General features: G+C 75.7%; 15 protein-coding genes. 5 read left to right on the forward strand and 10 right to left on the reverse strand.

The features are described from left to right. Positions 1-31: 31 nt before the first annotated feature. The 4 genes from E4A51_RS04130 to E4A51_RS04145 form a co-directional block, all read right to left on the reverse strand. Positions 32-505, reverse strand: coding sequence for a CinA family protein (locus E4A51_RS04130; RefSeq protein WP_070319380.1), 474 nt, complete (start codon positions 503-505; stop codon positions 32-34). A 5-nt stretch (positions 506-510) separates the two neighbouring features. Next, a complete protein-coding gene (pgsA, locus tag E4A51_RS04135; protein WP_052748179.1) occupies positions 511-1,104 on the reverse strand; it encodes a CDP-diacylglycerol--glycerol-3-phosphate 3-phosphatidyltransferase in 594 nt (197 codons plus the stop codon). Positions 1,105-1,191: 87 nt separating this feature from the next. Further along, positions 1,192-3,357 (reverse strand): bifunctional diguanylate cyclase/phosphodiesterase, encoded by a 2,166-nt coding sequence (locus E4A51_RS04140; RefSeq protein ID WP_134850955.1) that lies wholly within the window; start codon positions 3,355-3,357, stop codon positions 1,192-1,194. 11 nt (positions 3,358-3,368) lie between these two features. Beyond that, entirely contained in the window at positions 3,369-5,984 is a 2,616-nt protein-coding gene (locus tag E4A51_RS04145; RefSeq protein WP_082739930.1) for a DNA translocase FtsK, read from the reverse strand. Between the two features lie 130 nt (positions 5,985-6,114). Here E4A51_RS04145 and E4A51_RS04150 point away from each other — a divergent pair, with 130 nt between their 5' ends. Beyond that, on the forward strand, positions 6,115-7,272 hold the full coding sequence (locus E4A51_RS04150; RefSeq protein WP_240696373.1) for a DNA glycosylase AlkZ-like family protein: 1,158 nt from the start codon (positions 6,115-6,117) through the stop codon (positions 7,270-7,272). Positions 7,273-7,492: 220 nt separating this feature from the next. Here the strand turns inward: E4A51_RS04150 and E4A51_RS04155 are convergent, their stop codons facing one another. The 4 genes from E4A51_RS04155 to E4A51_RS04170 form a co-directional block, all read right to left on the reverse strand. After that, entirely contained in the window at positions 7,493-9,178 is a 1,686-nt protein-coding gene (locus E4A51_RS04155) for a ribonuclease J (protein ID WP_046528137.1), read from the reverse strand. A gap of 37 nt (positions 9,179-9,215) precedes the next feature. Further along, positions 9,216-10,145 (reverse strand): 4-hydroxy-tetrahydrodipicolinate synthase, encoded by a 930-nt coding sequence (gene dapA, locus E4A51_RS04160; RefSeq protein WP_134850957.1) that lies wholly within the window; start codon positions 10,143-10,145, stop codon positions 9,216-9,218. An 88-nt stretch (positions 10,146-10,233) separates the two neighbouring features. Beyond that, on the reverse strand, positions 10,234-10,716 hold the full coding sequence (locus E4A51_RS04165; protein ID WP_179210963.1) for a dihydrofolate reductase: 483 nt from the start codon (positions 10,714-10,716) through the stop codon (positions 10,234-10,236). A gap of 5 nt (positions 10,717-10,721) precedes the next feature. Further along, complete coding sequence (locus tag E4A51_RS04170) at positions 10,722-11,558, reverse strand: thymidylate synthase (protein WP_046530455.1); 837 nt, start codon at positions 11,556-11,558, stop codon at positions 10,722-10,724. Between the two features lie 146 nt (positions 11,559-11,704). Between E4A51_RS04170 and E4A51_RS04175 the strand changes: the two genes are divergently transcribed. From E4A51_RS04175 to E4A51_RS04190, 4 genes are all read left to right on the forward strand, one after another. Continuing rightward, on the forward strand, positions 11,705-13,174 hold the full coding sequence (locus E4A51_RS04175; RefSeq protein ID WP_134850958.1) for an NAD-dependent succinate-semialdehyde dehydrogenase: 1,470 nt from the start codon (positions 11,705-11,707) through the stop codon (positions 13,172-13,174). 111 nt (positions 13,175-13,285) lie between these two features. After that, entirely contained in the window at positions 13,286-13,990 is a 705-nt protein-coding gene (locus tag E4A51_RS18530; RefSeq protein WP_134850959.1) for an AzlC family ABC transporter permease, read from the forward strand. Beyond that, entirely contained in the window at positions 13,987-14,301 is a 315-nt protein-coding gene (locus tag E4A51_RS18535) for an AzlD domain-containing protein (RefSeq protein ID WP_046528134.1), read from the forward strand. The genes E4A51_RS18530 and E4A51_RS18535 overlap by 4 nt, the downstream gene beginning before the upstream one ends. A 27-nt stretch (positions 14,302-14,328) precedes the next feature. Further along, a complete protein-coding gene (locus tag E4A51_RS04190) occupies positions 14,329-14,880 on the forward strand; it encodes a GNAT family N-acetyltransferase (RefSeq protein WP_134851170.1) in 552 nt (183 codons plus the stop codon). 19 nt (positions 14,881-14,899) lie between these two features. Here the strand turns inward: E4A51_RS04190 and E4A51_RS04195 are convergent, their stop codons facing one another. Both E4A51_RS04195 and dapB read right to left on the reverse strand, forming a co-directional pair. Continuing rightward, positions 14,900-15,391 (reverse strand): hypothetical protein, encoded by a 492-nt coding sequence (locus tag E4A51_RS04195; protein ID WP_070319370.1) that lies wholly within the window; start codon positions 15,389-15,391, stop codon positions 14,900-14,902. Continuing rightward, complete coding sequence (gene dapB / locus E4A51_RS04200) at positions 15,388-16,146, reverse strand: 4-hydroxy-tetrahydrodipicolinate reductase (protein ID WP_082739933.1); 759 nt, start codon at positions 16,144-16,146, stop codon at positions 15,388-15,390. The genes E4A51_RS04195 and dapB overlap by 4 nt, the downstream gene beginning before the upstream one ends. Positions 16,147-16,156: the final 10 nt, after the last annotated feature.

A 16,156-nucleotide genomic window follows, 5' to 3' on the forward strand; every position in this document is an offset into this window, starting at 1 on the left:
GCGAGGGCGGCCCGCCGTGTTCCCCGCGACGTCAGCGCTCACCCGGCAGCGCCGCGAGCGCGAGCGCGAGCACGGCCCGCACCGTCCCGGTGCGGACCCGCGCCCGGTCCCCCGCGAGCACGAGGCTGCGGACCTCGCGCACCCCGGCCGCGACGACGGCGACGTGGACGGTGCCCGGTGGACGACCGTCCTGCGGGTCGGGCCCCGCGACGCCGGTCGTCGCGAGACCGACGTCGGCGCCGCAGACTCGACGCACGCCCGCGGCCATCGCGAGCGCCACGTCGGGGTCGACCGCACCGCGCGCGGCCAGCAGCTCCGCGTCGACGCCCAGCACGCTCGCCTTGAGGTCGGTGGCGTACGCGACGACCCCGCCGCGCACCACGGCCGACGCACCGGGCACGTCGACGAGCGACGCCGCGACGAGCCCGCCCGTGAGCGACTCCGCGGCCGCGACCGTGAGGCCCGTGCGGGCGAGCAGCCCGACCAGCGCCCGGGCGTCGGGCAGCGGGCTCACAGCCCCGCCGTCGGCGGGACGCCCGCGGCGCGGCGGATCCGCACGGCGGTCCGCACGTAGTCCGCACCGGTCACGAGCGTGACCGCGACCGCGGCCGCCATGACCACGGCCGCGACGACGCCGACGAACGCCGGCAGGTGGTCGAGCGGCAGCAGGTACAGCGACAGCGCGACGGACTGCAGGACGGTCTTCAGCTTGCCGCCGCGCGACGCCGGGAGCACCACGTAGCGCAGCAGGAAGAACCGCATGACCGTGATCCCGAGCTCGCGCACGAGCACGAGCACCGTGACGGCCCACCAGAGGTCGCCCAGCCACGAGAGCAGCACGAGCGCGGCGCCGATCAGCAGCTTGTCGGCGATCGGGTCGAGCATCTTCCCGAGGTCGGTGACCTGGCCGGACCGGCGCGCGAGCCAGCCGTCGAGCCGGTCGGAGGCGGCGGCCACGACGAACAGCGCCGTCGCGAGCAGGCGTCCGCCGACCGTGTGCCCACCGTCCGCGAGGAGCGCGACCGCGAAGAACGGCACGACGGCGATCCGCAGGACGGTCACGACGTTGGCCGGGTTCCAGGCGGAGGGAGCGTCGGCGACCACGCGCCACAGCCTACGGGGCGGGCGGCGCACGACCGGCATCTCGCAGGTCACGGGTCCAGGACGCGCGCCCGGCGGTGACGGCGCGCCTCAGGCGAGCGGCAGCGCGCCGCCGTAGAGCCACCCCTGGCCGTAGCGCCAGCCGTTGCGGCGCAGGAAGTCGGCCTGCTCCTCGTTCTCGATGCCCTCCGCGATCGTCACCATCGCGAGCTCGCGCGCGAGCGCGCCGAGCGCACGTGTCACCTTGCCGGCGGTCGGGTCGTGCGGGATGCCTGACGTGAACGACATGTCGAGCTTGACGCCCGCGACGGGCAGGTCACGCAGGTACGACAACGGCGAGACACCGGTCCCGAAGTCGTCGAGCAGGATCGGCACGCCCGCGGCGGAGAGCTGGGTCAGCTCGTGACGGATCCGGGTCCCGGACGCCACGAGCGAGGACTCCGTCAGCTCGAGCACCAGCCGCCCCGCCGTCACGCGGTGCCGCGACAGGTCCTGCAGGAGCCGCGTCGCGAGCTCGGAGTCCCCCAGCTGGTCGGCCGACACGTTGACGGACACCCAGCGCGCGTCGTCGGCGGTGCGTGCCAGGAACTCCACGACGCGCGACGCCACGAACTGCCCGAGCAGCACCGACACGCCCGCCTCCTGGATGTGCGGGAGGAACGCGCCCGGCAGCAGCAGGCCGCGCTGCGGGTGCTGCCACCGCACGAGCGCCTCGTACCCGACGACCCGGGCGTCCGACAGGTCGACGATCGGCTGGTAGTGCACGACGAGCTCGTCGTGCTCGATCGCGTGCACGATCTCGCGCTGCAGGGTCGGGGCGGTGGACAGCTCCATCGACGCGTCGTACACCTCGGTGCGGCCGCGGCCGCCCTGCTTCGCGCGGTAGAGGGCCGCGTCGGCCGCAGCGAGGAGCGTCGGGGCGCCGGCGTCCACGAGGTGCTGGTCCGCGAGCGCGATGCCCACGCTGGCGGCCACCGCGAGGCGGCGTCGCCCCACCCGCACGGGCTCCGCGAGCCCGGCGTGGATCGCGTTGGCGACCTCGAACACCGCGCGCGCCGCGTGCACCGACTGCAGCACCACGACGAACTCGTCGCCCCCCAGCCGCGCGACCGTGCCGCCGCCGGCCGTCGCGGCGCGCAGCACGCCCGCGACGTGCACGAGGATGTCGTCGCCGGCGGCGTGGCCGTACCGGTCGTTGACCGCCTTGAAGCCGTCGAGGTCGCACGCGAGCACCGACACCCGGTCGACCGCGCCCGGCTGCGACAACGCCGTGTGCAGCACCTCCTGCAGCAGCGTGCGGTTGGCCAGCCCGGTCAGGGGGTCGTGCATGGCCCGGTGCGTGAGCATCTCGGCCTGCATGCGGGACTCCGTCGCGTCGCGCACCTGGACGACGAAGTGGTCGGGCCGGCCGTCGGCGCCGCGCACGAGCGCCGCGTCGAGCACGACCCAGACGAGCTGCTCGTCCGCGCGCCGGCACCGCATCTCGAGCGAGAAGCGCTGCTGGCCGCCGCCCAGGAGCCGGTCGGTCGCCGCCCGCTGGGCCGCGTGGTCCTCGGGCGCGCTGAGGTCCGCCATGGGGTACCCGCGCAGGGCCTGCACGTGGGTCCCGAGCAGCTCGGCGAGCGCGACGTTGGCCTCGGTGATGCGCCACTCGAGGTCGACGAGCGCCATCCCGATCGGCGCGTTCTCCATCGCGACGCGGAACTGCGTCTCGCTGCGCGACAGCGCGACCTCGACGTCGCGGCGCGCGGTGATGTCGACGACCGTGGTCAGCACGGCGGCCTCGTCGTCGTCGGCGGGCACGCCGCGGCTCGTGACCTGGACGACCGACGGACGCGCACCCGCCAGCGGCGGGACGAGCGTGACCACCGTGGTGCGCTCCGGCTCGCCGTGGCGACCGAGCACCTGCGCGGGGCTCACCGCCAGCCCCCGGTCGTCGAGCAGCACGAGCGGCAGGTCCGCGACCGCGACGCCCACGACCGCGTCGCGGGCCACGCCCAGGATCTCGGCCGCGCGCTCGGACAGGTCCAGCACGCGCGCGTCGTGCGACTGCACGACGACACCCTCGTGCGTGACGCTCTGCAGCGCGTCGTACCGCCGGCGCAGCTGCCGGGCCACGTGCACGAGCTCGGCGTTGCGCCGCGTCTGCGCGCGCTCGCGCCGCAGCAGCACCAGCACGGTCACGAGGGAGACGATCGCGACGAGCGCGATGACAGCGCTGACGACGCCGTACGGTCCGACCAGGTCTGCGCCCACCGGACGGCCGCTCAGTCGTCGGCGGGCTCGGGCCCGCCGTCCCTCTCCTCGTCGTCCGGGCCGTCCGCGGCGCCCGTGTCGCCGCGCAGCATGGCGAGCGTGCCGGGCAGGTCGTCGGGCTGCACGAGGACCTCGCGCGCCTTCGACCCCTCGGAGGGGCCGACGATCTCGCGGGACTCGAGCAGGTCCATGAGCCGCCCGGCCTTGGCGAAGCCGACGCGCAGCTTGCGCTGCAGCATCGACGTCGAGCCGAACTGCGTCGTGACGACCAGCTCGGCGGCCTGCAGCAGCAGGTCGAGGTCGTCGCCGATGTCCTCGTCGACCTGCTTCTTGGCGGCGACGACCGTGACGTCCTCGCGGTAGACGGGCTTGAGCTGCGCCTTGACGTGCTCGACGACGGCGTGGATCTCGGACTCGGCGACCCACGCGCCCTGCGTGCGCATCGGCTTGGCGGCGCCCATCGGCAGGAACAGCGCGTCACCCTGGCCGATGAGCTTCTCGGCGCCCGGCTGGTCGAGGACGACGCGCGAGTCGGTGAGGGACGACGTCGCGAACGCGAGACGCGACGGCACGTTGGCCTTGATGAGCCCGGTGACGACGTCGACCGACGGCCGCTGCGTCGCGAGCACGAGGTGGATGCCCGCGGCGCGTGCGAGCTGCGTGATGCGCTGGATCGAGGCCTCGACGTCGCGCGGGGCGACCATCATGAGGTCGGCGAGCTCGTCGACGATCACCAGCAGGTACGGGTACGTCGCGATCTTGCGCTCGGACCCCGGCAGCGGCTTGACCTTGCCCGCGCGGACCGCGGCGTTGAAGTCGTCGATGTGCTTGTAGCCGAACATCGCGAGGTCGTCGTACCGCGCCTCCATCTCCTTGACCACCCACTCGAGCGCCTCGGCGGCCTTCTTGGGGTTGGTGATGATGGGCGTGATGAGGTGCGGGATGCCCTCGTACAGCGTGAGCTCGACGCGCTTGGGGTCCACGAGGATCATGCGGACCTCGTCGGGCGTGGACCGCATGAGGATCGAGACGATCATCGAGTTGACGAACGACGACTTGCCCGCGCCGGTGGCGCCCGCGACGAGCAGGTGGGGCATCTTCGCGAGGTTCGCGACGACGTAGCCGCCCTCGACGTCCTTGCCGACCCCGATCACCATGGGGTGCTCGGACCGCTTCGCGGCGCTCGAGCGCAGCACGTCGCCGAGCGCGACGGTCTCGCGGTCGGTGTTGGGGATCTCGATGCCGATGGCGGACTTGCCGGGGATCGGCGACAGGATGCGCACGTCGGCGCTCGCGACCGCGTACGCGATGTTCTTGCTCAGCGCCGTGACGCGCTCGACCTTGACGCCCTGCCCGAGCTCGACCTCGTACCGCGTGACGGTGGGGCCACGGGTGAACCCGGTGACCTGCGCGTCGATCTGGAACTGCTCGAGCACCGACGTCAGCGACTCGACCACGCGGTCGTTCGCGGCGGAGCGCACCTTGTGCGGCGCCCCCTTGGCGAGCGCGTCCTCGTGCGGCAGCAGGTAGACGACGTCGCCCTCGAGCATCGGCTGCTCGCCGCGCGGCACGCCGGTCGGGGCCGGGGCGGTGAGCTCGGGCGTGACGACCGCGGTCGGCGCGGTGGGGGCCGCGGGCGGCATGCGCCGCGTCTCGACCACGTCGGGGACGTCGTCGACGTCGTCGAGGTCCTCGTGGTGGACCTGGGCGGCACGCTCGAACGCCTCGTCGCCCTCGTACTCGTCGAGGCGCCGGTCGTCGGGGTCGGGGACGTCGTCCGCGCGACGCCGGCCGAGCAGCGAGCGGCGCTTCTTCGCGGGCGGCTCGGGCCGCGCGCTGTGCAGCGCCTCGATCACCAGCGGCGCGTCCTCGTCGTCCTCGACCGCCGCGCTCTCGTGCTGGCCGGTCAGGCGCCGGTACAGGCCCTGCAGGCGCGGTCCGATCTGGTGCACGGGGGTGGCGGTGACGACCAGCACGCCGAAGAACGCGAGGATCCCGAGCAGCAGGCCGGCGACCACGGGGGTCAGCAGCGTCGCGAGCGGCGTGCCGACGGCGAACCCGACGATGCCGCCGGCCGCACGGACGGCCGCCATGTCCTGCGTGCCCGGCTGCCCGTGCGTGAGGTGCACGATCCCGCAGACCGCGATCGTGATCGCGCTCAGGCCGATGCCGATGCGCGAGTTGGCCTGGACGCGCTCGGGGTGCCGCATGAGGCGCACCGACACGCCCAGCAGCACGACCGGCACCGCGACGCCGACGACCCCGAACGTCCCGGCCACGACGTTGTGGATCACGTCGCCCGCAGTGCCGGACAGGTCCCACCACTCGCGTGCGGCGACGACCACCGCGAGGCCGAGCAGCGTGAGCGCCAGACCGTCGCGCCGGTGCGCCGGGTCGAGGTCGCGCGCTCCTGCGCCGACGTGCCGGGCGGTGCCGCCCACGACGTGCGCGACGCCCATCCACGCGCCGCGCAGCATCCGCAGCGGCAGGGGCGGGCGCGGGGGCTCGGCGGGCTTGCGGGCGGCGGGACGCGACCCGCCGCCCGCCCTGCCGCCCTGGGGCGACCGCGACGACGCTCCGGAGGCGCGCGTCGAGCGCGCAGTGCCTGGGGTCGTACGGGTCGCCATGGTCCTCACGGTAGCGGTGGGTCGGGCCGGAGCGTCGTCGGCGCACGTCCGTGTCGCGCACCGACCTGCGCCGTCCCGTCCGCACGACGCCCGTCGGACGGGTGTCGGCGCCCCGTGCCACGATGCCCGCATGGCACGCACGCCACGTCGAGCCGCCGGCACCGGCGCCACGCCGTCGGTCGACCGTGGGACCGCGCTGCGCCACCGCGCGCACGTGCAACAGCTCACGCGCCCGCCGTCGTCGGCGGCCGACCCGACGGACGCGCACGTCCTCGACCTGGGCGTCCAGGACACGGGACCCGACGGGGCGCTGTGGGCTCTCGCCGTCCGGGGCGTCGCGACGCGGGCGCGCGAGCACCCCGACGTCCTCGCCTACGCATGGACGCTGCGGGGCGCGCCGCACGCGTACCGCCGCGCCGACCTGCGGGATGTCGAGCGCGCCGTGCGCCCGTGGTCGGACGACGACGCCGCGCGGCGCATCTTCGACGCGGCCCGGCCCCTGCGCGCCGCGGGCATCGGCCCCGCGGCGGCGCTCGGCCGGGTCGCGAGCGCCCTGCGCGAGGTCGTCGACCGCCCCCGGGTCAAGGGCGAGGTCTCGACAGCGCTCACCGCGCTGCTGCCCGCGCCGTACCTGCGCGAGTGCCGCCCCTGCGGGGCCACGCACGCCTACGAGCAGACGTTCCGGCTCGCGGCGCTCCACGCGGGCCTCGAGCTCGAGCCCGGCACGTCGCCACCCGTGCTGCGCCGCGTGCCCCGGTGGACGTCGACCCGCGTCGGCGACACCACGCCGGCCCCGCCCGGCGCGCCCCTCGACCTCGTGCACGGCGCGCTGCACCTGCTCGGACCGACCACGCGTCGCGACGTCGCGACATTCCTCGACGCCGCCCCCGCGGACGTCGCAGCGCGCTGGCCCGACGACGCCGTCGACGTCCTCGTGGACGGTCGTCCCGCCCAGGTGCTGGCCGACGACCTCGACGCGCTTCTCGCCGCACCCGCGCCGACCGGCGTCGTGCGGCTGCTCGGCCCCTTCGACCTCTGGCTGCAGGCGCGCGACCGCGACGTCGTGGTGCCCGACCCCGCCCTCCGTCGCACCCTGTGGCCCACGCTGGGGCGGCCGGGCGCCGTGCTCGCCGACGGCGAGGTCGTCGGCACGTGGCGTCCGCGGACGCGCGGCCGGAGCCTCGCACTCGAGGTCGAGCCGTGGACGCCGTGGGACGACGCGCTGCGCCACGCCGTCGACGAGCAGCACCGCCTGCTCGCCGCGTTCCGCGGCGTCGACGTGACGTGACGGTGCGGGCTCACACCCGCACCGTCACCGTCCGCTGCGCTCCGGCTCAGGCCTCGAACCGTGGTCGGTCCGCGCCTGCGCTCCGCTCCCGGCGCGTGCGCTGGCGCGCCCGCACCGTCCGCTGCGCTCCGGCTCAGGCCTCGAACCGTGGTCGGCCCGCGCCTGCGCTCCGCTCCCGGCGCGTGCGCTGGCGCGCCCGCACCGTCCGCTGCGCTCCGGCTCAGGCCTCGACGACCACCGGGATGATCATCGGGCGACGGCGCAACTTGTTGGACACGAAGCGGCCCACGACGCGCCGCATGACCTGCTGCAGCTGGTGCGTGTCGGTCGCGCCGCCGCGCACGGCCTCCTCGAGCGCGGCCGTGAGGTCCGGGAGCACGCCGTCGAAGACGTCGTCCTGCTCGGCGACGCCGCGCGCGTGGATCTGCGGGCCGGCGAGCACCGTCCCGTCGGCGGAGGACACGACCGCGAAGATCGACACGAAGCCCTCGTCGCCGAGGATCCGGCGGTCCTTGAGCTCGGCCTCCGTCAGCTCGCCGACGCTCGAGCCGTCGACGTACACGTACCCGCACGGCACGGCCCCGACGACGCTCGCGCGACCGTCGACGAGGTCGACCACGACGCCGTCCTCGGCGAGCACGACCCGGTCGGCCGGGACGCCGGTGCGCACCGCGAGCGCGGCGTTCGCGATGAGGTGCCGCACCTCGCCGTGCACGGGCATGACGTTGCGCGGACGCAGGATGTTGTAGCAGTACAGGAGCTCGCCGGCGCTCGCGTGGCCCGAGACGTGCACCTTCGCGTTGCCGGAGTGCACGACGCGCGCCCCGAGCCGCATCAGCCCGTTGATGACGCGGAAGACCGCGTTCTCGTTGCCCGGGATGAGGCTCGACGCGAGCACGACCGTGTCGCCCGGGCCCACGGAGACCTTGTGGTCGCCGTTGGCGATCCGCGACAGCGCGGCCATCGGCTCGCCCTGCGAGCCCGTGCACATGAGCACGACCCGGTCGTCCGCGAGCTTCTCGATCTGCTTCTGGTCGACCAGCACGCCGTCGGGCACCCGCAGGTAGCCCAGCTCGGCGGCGATCCCCATGTTGCGCACCATCGACCGCCCGACCAGGGCGACCTTGCGCTCGTTCGCGACGGCCGCGTCGATGACCTGCTGGACGCGGTGGACGTGCGACGCGAACGACGCCACGACGACGCGCCCCGTCGACTCCGCGAACACCTGGTCGAGCACGGGGCCGATCTCGCGCTCGGGCGTGACGAAGCCGGGCACCTCGGCGTTGGTCGAGTCGACCATGAACAGGTCGACGCCCTGCTCGCCCAGGCGCGCGAACGCCCGCAGGTCCGTGATGCGGCCGTCGAGCGGCAGCTGGTCCATCTTGAAGTCGCCGGTGTGCAGCACGGTCCCGGCCGGCGTGCGCACGGCGACGGCGAGGGCGTCGGGGATCGAGTGGTTGACCGCGACGAACTCGCACTCGAACGCGCCGAGCGTCTCGACCTGGCCCTCGCGCACCGCGAGCGTCAGCGGCGTGATGCGGTGCTCCTTGAGCTTGGCCTCGACGAACGCGAGCGTGAGCTGCGAGCCCACCAGCGGGATGTCGCGGCGCAGCCGCAGCAGGTACGGCACGGCACCGATGTGGTCCTCGTGGCCGTGCGTGAGGACGATCGCGTCGATGTCGTCGAGCCGGTCCCGGATGTAGTCGAAGTCCGGCAGGATCAGGTCGACGCCGGGCTGGTGGTCCTCGGGGAACAGCACGCCGCAGTCGATGACGAGCAGGCGCCCGCCGTACTCCAGCACGGCCATGTTGCGCCCGACCTCGCCGAGGCCGCCGAGCGGGACGATCCGCAGGCCGCCCTCCGGCAGCGGCGGCGGCAGGGTGAGGTCGGGGTGGGGGTGACTCATGGATCTCCTGGGTGATCGGTGGGTGCCGACCCGTGCGTCATGCCCGGTCGGCGCCCGCGACGACGTCGAGCAGCCCGCTGGCGGCCAGACCGGCGCGCACGTGCGCGGCCTCGTCGTCGGTGAAGGGGACGAGGGGCAGCCGCATCGCGCGGCTGCTCAGGAGGCCGAGCTCGACGAGCGCGGCCTTGGCGGCGGAGGCCTGGAAGCCCGCGCCGTTGACGGCCGTGACGGCCGGGAGGACCTCGCGCAGCACGGCGAGCGCACCGGCGGCGTCGCCCGCGCGCCACGCGGCGAAGAGGCGTGCGAACGCGGCGGGCGCGACCTGCGTCGTCACACCGACGAGGCCGACGGCGCCGTGCGCGAGGAACGCGAGCGCGAGCGCGTCGTCGCCGCTGTACCACGCCAGGCCCGTGCGCGGGATGGCGCGCGCGGCCTCGACCACGTCGCCCGACGCGTCCTTCATCGCCACGACGCGGTCGTGCGCCGCGAGCCGGTCGACCGTGCCCGGGGCGAGCCGGACGACCGCGCGCCCGGGGACGTCGTAGAGCATGACGGGCAGGTCGGTCGCGTCGGCGACGGCTGTGACGTGCCGCACGACGCCCTCCTGCGAGGGCCGCGAGTAGTAGGGCGTCACGACGAGCAGGCCGTGCGCACCGGCGGCCGCGGCCTGCTCGGCCATGCGGACCGCGTGCGCGGTGTCGTTGGAGCCGGCGCCCGCGACGACGTACGCGCGGTCGCCCACGGCCTCGACGACCGCCTCGACGACCGCGGCCTTCTCGGGCGAGTGCGTGGTCGAGGACTCCCCCGTGGTGCCGTTCAGCACGAGGCCGTCGTGACCCGCGTCGACGAGGTGCTGCGCGAGCCGGACCGTCGCCTCGAGGTCGATCGCGCCGTCGGCGGTCATCGGGGTGACCATCGCCGACAGCAGCGACCCGAACGGGTGGGTGGCGGAGGTCACGGCAGGCATGCGCACACGGTACCGCCCGGGCACGGCCGCGCGCGGCGGCGTCCCGTGCGCCGGTCGGCCGGGCCCGCGCCCGCGACCGACGGGCGCGTCAGCGCCGCCACGTGTCGAAGCGGTAGCGGGCGCCCGTGCGGGACACGAGCCACGGCGCGTCCTGACCGCCGGCGACGCACCGCCAGCCGGGGCCGATCGCGGGCGCCGTCGTGTCCCCCGGCACGTCGAGGTCGACGACGGTCACCTCGAGCACGTCGGCGCGGTCGAGCGCCGCGGCGTAGACCGCTCCCCCGCCGATGACCCACACGTCGGGCGCGGTCGCGAGCGCGGCGTCGAGGTCCGCCAGCACGTCCGCGCCGGGGGCGTCGAACCCCGGGTCGCGCGACAGCACCACGTTGCGCCGGCCCGGCAGGGGGCGGAAGCGCTCGGGCAGCGACTGCCAGGTCGCACGCCCCATGACGACGGTGCCGCCGGCCGTGACCTCGCGGAAGTGCGCCATGTCCTCCGGCACGTGCCACGGGATGCCGCCGCCGTCGCCGATGACCCCGGCGGGCGTCTGCGCCCAGACCAGCCCGATCACCGCGCTCAGACCGCCACGGGCGCCGCGATGGCCGGGTGGTGCCGGTACCCGACCACCTCGACGTCGTCCCACGTGTAGTCGAACAGCGACGCGGCGCGCCGCAGGTGCAGCTGCGGCGCCGGGTACGCCTCGCGCGTGAGCTGCTCGCGCACCTGGTCGACGTGGTTGTCGTAGACGTGGCAGTCGCCGCCGGTCCACACCAGGTCGCCGACCTCGAGGTCGACCTGCTGCGCGACCATGTGGGTCAGCAGCGCGTACGACGCGATGTTGAACGGCACCCCGAGGAACAGGTCGGCCGAGCGCTGGTACAGCTGGCACGAGAGCCGACCGTCGGCGACGTAGAACTGGAAGAACGCGTGGCACGGCACGAGCGCCATGTCGTCGAGCGCCGCGACGTTCCACGCCGAGACGACGTGGCGGCGCGAGTCCGGGTTCGACCGCAGCTCGGACAGGAGCGTCGTCAGCTGGTCGACGTGCCCGCCGTCGGGCGTCGGCCAGGACCGCCACTGGACGCCGTAGACCGGGCCGAGCTCACCGTCGGCGTCGGCCCACTCGTCCCAGATGTGGACGTCCTTGGCGACGAGCGAGGCGATGTTCGACTCGCCGCGCAGGAACCAGAACAGCTCCTCGGCGACCCCGCGGAAGAACACCCGCTTGGTCGTGACGAGCGGGAAACCGGCCCGCAGGTCGAACCGCATCTGGTGCCCGAACACCGAGCGCGTCCCGGTGCCGGTGCGGTCGGCCTTCGGGGTGCCGGTGGTCAGGACGTGCCGCAGCAGGTCCTCGTACGGCGTGGGCACGGTGGCGGGGAGCGCGACGGGCGCGGCGGCGAGGTCGGCCATGGGCACATCGTCGCACCCCCGCGCCGACGCACGGGCCCGGCGTCCGGCGCGCCGCGACCGCGAACCCCGTCACGGGCGTGCCGTCCGGTGCGGGACCCTCACCTCGCGGTTGGCGGGCGCGCCGCCACGCGGCGAGGATGGCGCGCATGAGCACGTCGCTGCCCCCCTCGGTCGCCGCCCACCTGCCCACCGGGCTGCTCGTCGGGGGCCGGTGGCGCCCCGCACGCTCGGGCGCGACGTTCGCGGTCGAGGACCCCGCGACGGCCACGACGCTGTTCGAGGTCGCGGACGCCGACGAGCGGGACGCGCGCGACGCGCTCGACGCGGCCGTCGAGGCCGCCGAGCCGTGGCGACGCACGTCGCCCCGCCGACGGGCCGACCTGCTGCGCGCGGTGTACGACGTGCTCACGGCGCGTGCCGAGGACGTCGCCGCGCTCGTCACGGCCGAGGGCGGCAAGCCTCTCGCGGAGTCCCGCGCCGAGGTCGCGTACGCGGCCGACTACGTGCGCTGGTACGGCGAGCAGGCCGTGCGGCTCGACGGGCTCGCGCGCCGCGCACCGGCAGGCACGCACCACCAGCTCGTGCTGCGACGCCCGGTCGGCCCCGCGCTGCTCGTCGCGCCCTGGAACTTCCCGGTCGCGATGATCGCCCGCAAGGTCGCACCGGCGCTCGCCGCCGGGTGCACGTGCGTCGTCAAGCCCGCGCAGCTCACGCCCCTGACGACCGCGTACGTCGCCGAGCTGATCCGCGCCGAGCTCGAGGCCCGCGACCTGCCCGCGGGCGTCCTCAACGTCGTCCCGTCGTCGTCGGCGCGGCGCATCAGCGAGCCGCTGCTCGCGGACCCCCGCCTGCGCAAGCTGTCCTTCACGGGCTCGACCCAGGTGGGCGCGACGCTGCTCGCGGCCGCCGCACCGCACGTGCTGCGCACGTCGATGGAGCTGGGCGGCAACGCGCCGTTCCTCGTCTTCGCGGACGCCGACCTCGACGCCGCGGTCGAGGGCGCCGTGCAGGCCAAGATGCGCAACAGCGGGCAGACCTGCGTCGCCGCCAACCGCTTCCTCGTGCACGCGTCCGTCGCCGAGGAGTTCACGGCCCGGCTCACCGCCGCGTTCGACGCGCTCGTCGTCGGGCACGGCGCCGAGCCCGGCGTGACCGTCGGGCCGCTGATCGAGCGCGCCGCCGTCGAGCGGGTCGCGGACGTCGTCGCCGAGGCCGCGGACGGCGGTGCGACCGTGCGGACGGGCGGCGACCCGCTGCGGCGCAGCGGGTACTTCTTCGCGCCGACCGTGCTCGCCGGCGTCGCGCCCGACGCGCGTGTCGTCACCGACGAGACGTTCGGACCCGTCGCGCCCGTCGTGACGTTCGACGACGACGCCGAGGCGCTGCGCCTGGCGAACGGGACGCCGTTCGGTCTCGTCGCGTACGCGTACACGCGCGACCTGACGCGGGCCATGCGGCTCGTCGAGGACGTCGAGGCCGGGATGATCGGCATCAACCGCGGCATGGTGTCCGACGCGACCGCGCCGTTCGGCGGCGTCAAGACCTCGGGCCTCGGCCGCGAGGGCGGCGAGGCCGGCATCGAGGAGTACCTCGAGCCCGTGTACGTCGCGCTCTGACCGGGAGCCGCCGCGCCGGGTCCGGGACCGGCCCGCGACGGCCGCCGCCCGCGGCGGTCGGCCCGTGGACGCCGCGGCGGACCGCTCGAGGGCGTGTGCGACAGTGACCGCGTGACACCGCTCGACCCCGTGACCGCCGCACGACGGCAGGCGGTCTCGGTGTCGGTCGCCACGGGGCTGTACGGCGTGTCGTTCGGCGCGCTGTCCGTCGCCGCCGGGCTCGACGTGCCGCAGACCATGGCGCTCAGCCTGCTGATGTTCTCGGGCGGGTCGCAGTTCGCGTTCATCGGCGTGGTCGGCGCCGGGGGTGCCGCGGGCGCGGCCGTCGCGTCCGCCGCGCTGCTGGGCGCGCGCAACGGCCTGTACGGCGCGCAGCTCGCGCCGCTCCTCGCGCTGCCGTCCCGTCGACGCCTGCCCGCCGCGCACCTGACGATCGACGAGTCGACGGCCGTCGCCACGGCGCAGCCGACCCGGGTCGCGGCGCGCGTCGGGTTCTGGTGGACCGGGCTCGGCATCTACCTGCTGTGGAACCTGTTCACGCTCGTCGGCGCCCTCGCGGGCGACCGGCTCGGCGACCCGCGCGCCTACGGCCTGGACGCCGCCGCGGCCGCCGCGTTCCTCGCGCTCGTCTGGCCCCGGCTCGCGGGTCGCACCGCGCAGGTCGTGGCGGGCGCCGCCGTGGTCGTCGCGCTCGCGACCACGCCCGTCCTGCCCGCCGGCGTGCCCGTGCTCCTCGCGGCGCTCGTCGCCGTCGTCGTCGGGCTCGTCAGCACGGGCCCGCCGCCGGCCGCCCCGGCACCGGGCGGTGCCGCGTGACCGGGCTCTGGTTCGCCGTGCTGCTCGCGGGGCTCGCCTGCCTGGGCATCAAGCTCGCCGGTCACCTGCTGCCCGAGCACTGGCTCGCGCAGCCCCGCGTCGCCCGGGTCGCCGCGCTCGTCACGGTCGCGCTGCTCGCCGCCCTGGTCGCCGTGCAGACCGCCACGACCGGCGGCCGGCTCACGCTCGACGCGCGGCTGCCCGCGCTCGTCGTCGCGGCGGTCGCGCTGGCGCTGCGCGCGCCGTTCGTCGTGGTCGTGCTGCTCGCCGCGGCGACCGCCGCGGGGCTGCGCCTGCTCGGCATGCCCTGACGGACCGCGCGTTAGGCTCGCCGGGTGCTGCCCCCCACCGCCGACGTGTCCGTGCGCCCCGCCGTGCCCGGCGACGAGACCCGCATCGCGCACATCCAGCTCGCCGCGTGGCGCACCGCGCACGCCGACGTGCTGGGTGAGGTCGTGCTCGGCTCGCTCGACGAGGACGCGTTCGTCGCGCAGTGGGCGCAGGCCGTCACCGCTCCCCCGGGCCCCGGGCACCACGTGCTCGTCGCGTGCGACGGCCCGCACCTCGTGGGCTTCGCGTCGGTCGCGCCGATCCCCGCGCCCGACCCGACCGACGCGCCCGCGGGCGTCGTGCTCGCGCTCGAGGTCGACCCGCAGGCGCAGCGCGGCGGCCACGGCTCACGGCTGCTGGCCGCGGCGGTCGACCTGCTGCGCGCCGACGGCGCCGACCAGGTGCAGACCTGGGTGATCGAGGGCGACGCCGCGCGCGAGCAGTTCCTCGAGGGCGCCGGGCTGGGGCCCGACGGCCTGACGCGTCGGCTCGCCACCGGGCCCGGCCCCGACGAGGAGGCGCACGTCGTGGTCGAGCGCCGCTGGTACGCGGGCATCTGACCGCCGCCGGCCGAGGGCGTCAGGGCAGCTCGGTGCGGGTCGGTCGGCCGCGGTGCAGACGGCTCGCGGTCCGCAGCGCGGCCCGCGCACGCGAGCGGTCGCCCGCCGCGTCGTAGGCGAACGCGAGGTGGTACCACGCGCGCCAGTCGTCGGGCGACGCGTCGACGCGCTCCCGGTGCGGCTCGAACGCGGCGCGGGCCGCGGCACGGTCGACGCGACCGCCCGGGGAGCGCGGCAGGTCGTCGACCGGCAGCTCGCCGGCCGCCGCGAGCGCGTCCGCCATGCGCTGCACGTCGAGCGCCAGCAGCCACTCGCGCACGATCAGCGCGAGCACCAGCAGCGGCGCCACGAGGAACGCGACACCCAGCGCGACGCCGACGGGCTCGCCCGTGCCCATGAGCTGCACGGCGCGCACGCCCACCAGCCACACGTAGAGCGCGAGCAGCGCGCTCAGCGCGACGGCGGCGACGAGGCCCGTCCGGCGACGGCGCGTGCGCGGGGCGTCGGTCATGCGTGCAGGTCCAGCAGGTCCTCGAGACCGACCGTCAGGCCCGGCCGGTCGACGACGCGACGGACCGCGAGCAGCACGCCGGGCATGAAGCTCACGCGGTCGAACGAGTCGTGCCGGATCGTGAGCATCTCGCCCGCGTTGCCGAGCAGGATCTCCTCGTGCGCGACGAGACCCCGCAGCCGCACCGCGTGCACGCGCACACCGTCGACGTCGGCGCCGCGCGCGCCGTCGACGGCCTGCGTCGTCGCGTCCGGCACCGGGCCCAGGCCCGCGGCCGCGCGCGCCGCGGCGATGCCCTGCGCGGTGTGGCGCGCCGTCCCGGACGGCGCGTCGACCTTGTCGGGGTGGTGCAGCTCGACGACCTCCGCCGACTCGAACCACCGGGCGGCCTGCCGTGCGAAGGCCATCGCGAGCACCGCACCGAGCGCGAAGTTCGGCGCGACCACGACCCCCACCCCCGGCGCGCGGACCAGATGGTCGCGCACCCGGCCCAACGACGCGTCGTCCCACCCCGTCGTCCCGACGACCGCGTGCACGCCCGCGTCGACGAGCGTGTGCACGTGGTCCTCGGTGACCGACGGGACCGTGAAGTCGACCGCGACGTGGGCGCCCGCGTCGACGACCGCGCGCAGGTCGTCCCCGGCGTCCAGGGTCGCGACGAGCTCGAGCCCGTCCGCCTCCTGCACGGCGCGCACCGTGGTGCCCCCCATGCGTCCGGACGCTCCCAGCACGGCCACGCGGATCGGTTCGTTCACGCCTCGCACC

Origin of the sequence: Cellulomonas sp. HD19AZ1 (assembly GCF_004535805.1) — a bacterium.
Lineage (GTDB): Bacteria > Actinomycetota > Actinomycetes > Actinomycetales > Cellulomonadaceae > Cellulomonas > Cellulomonas iranensis.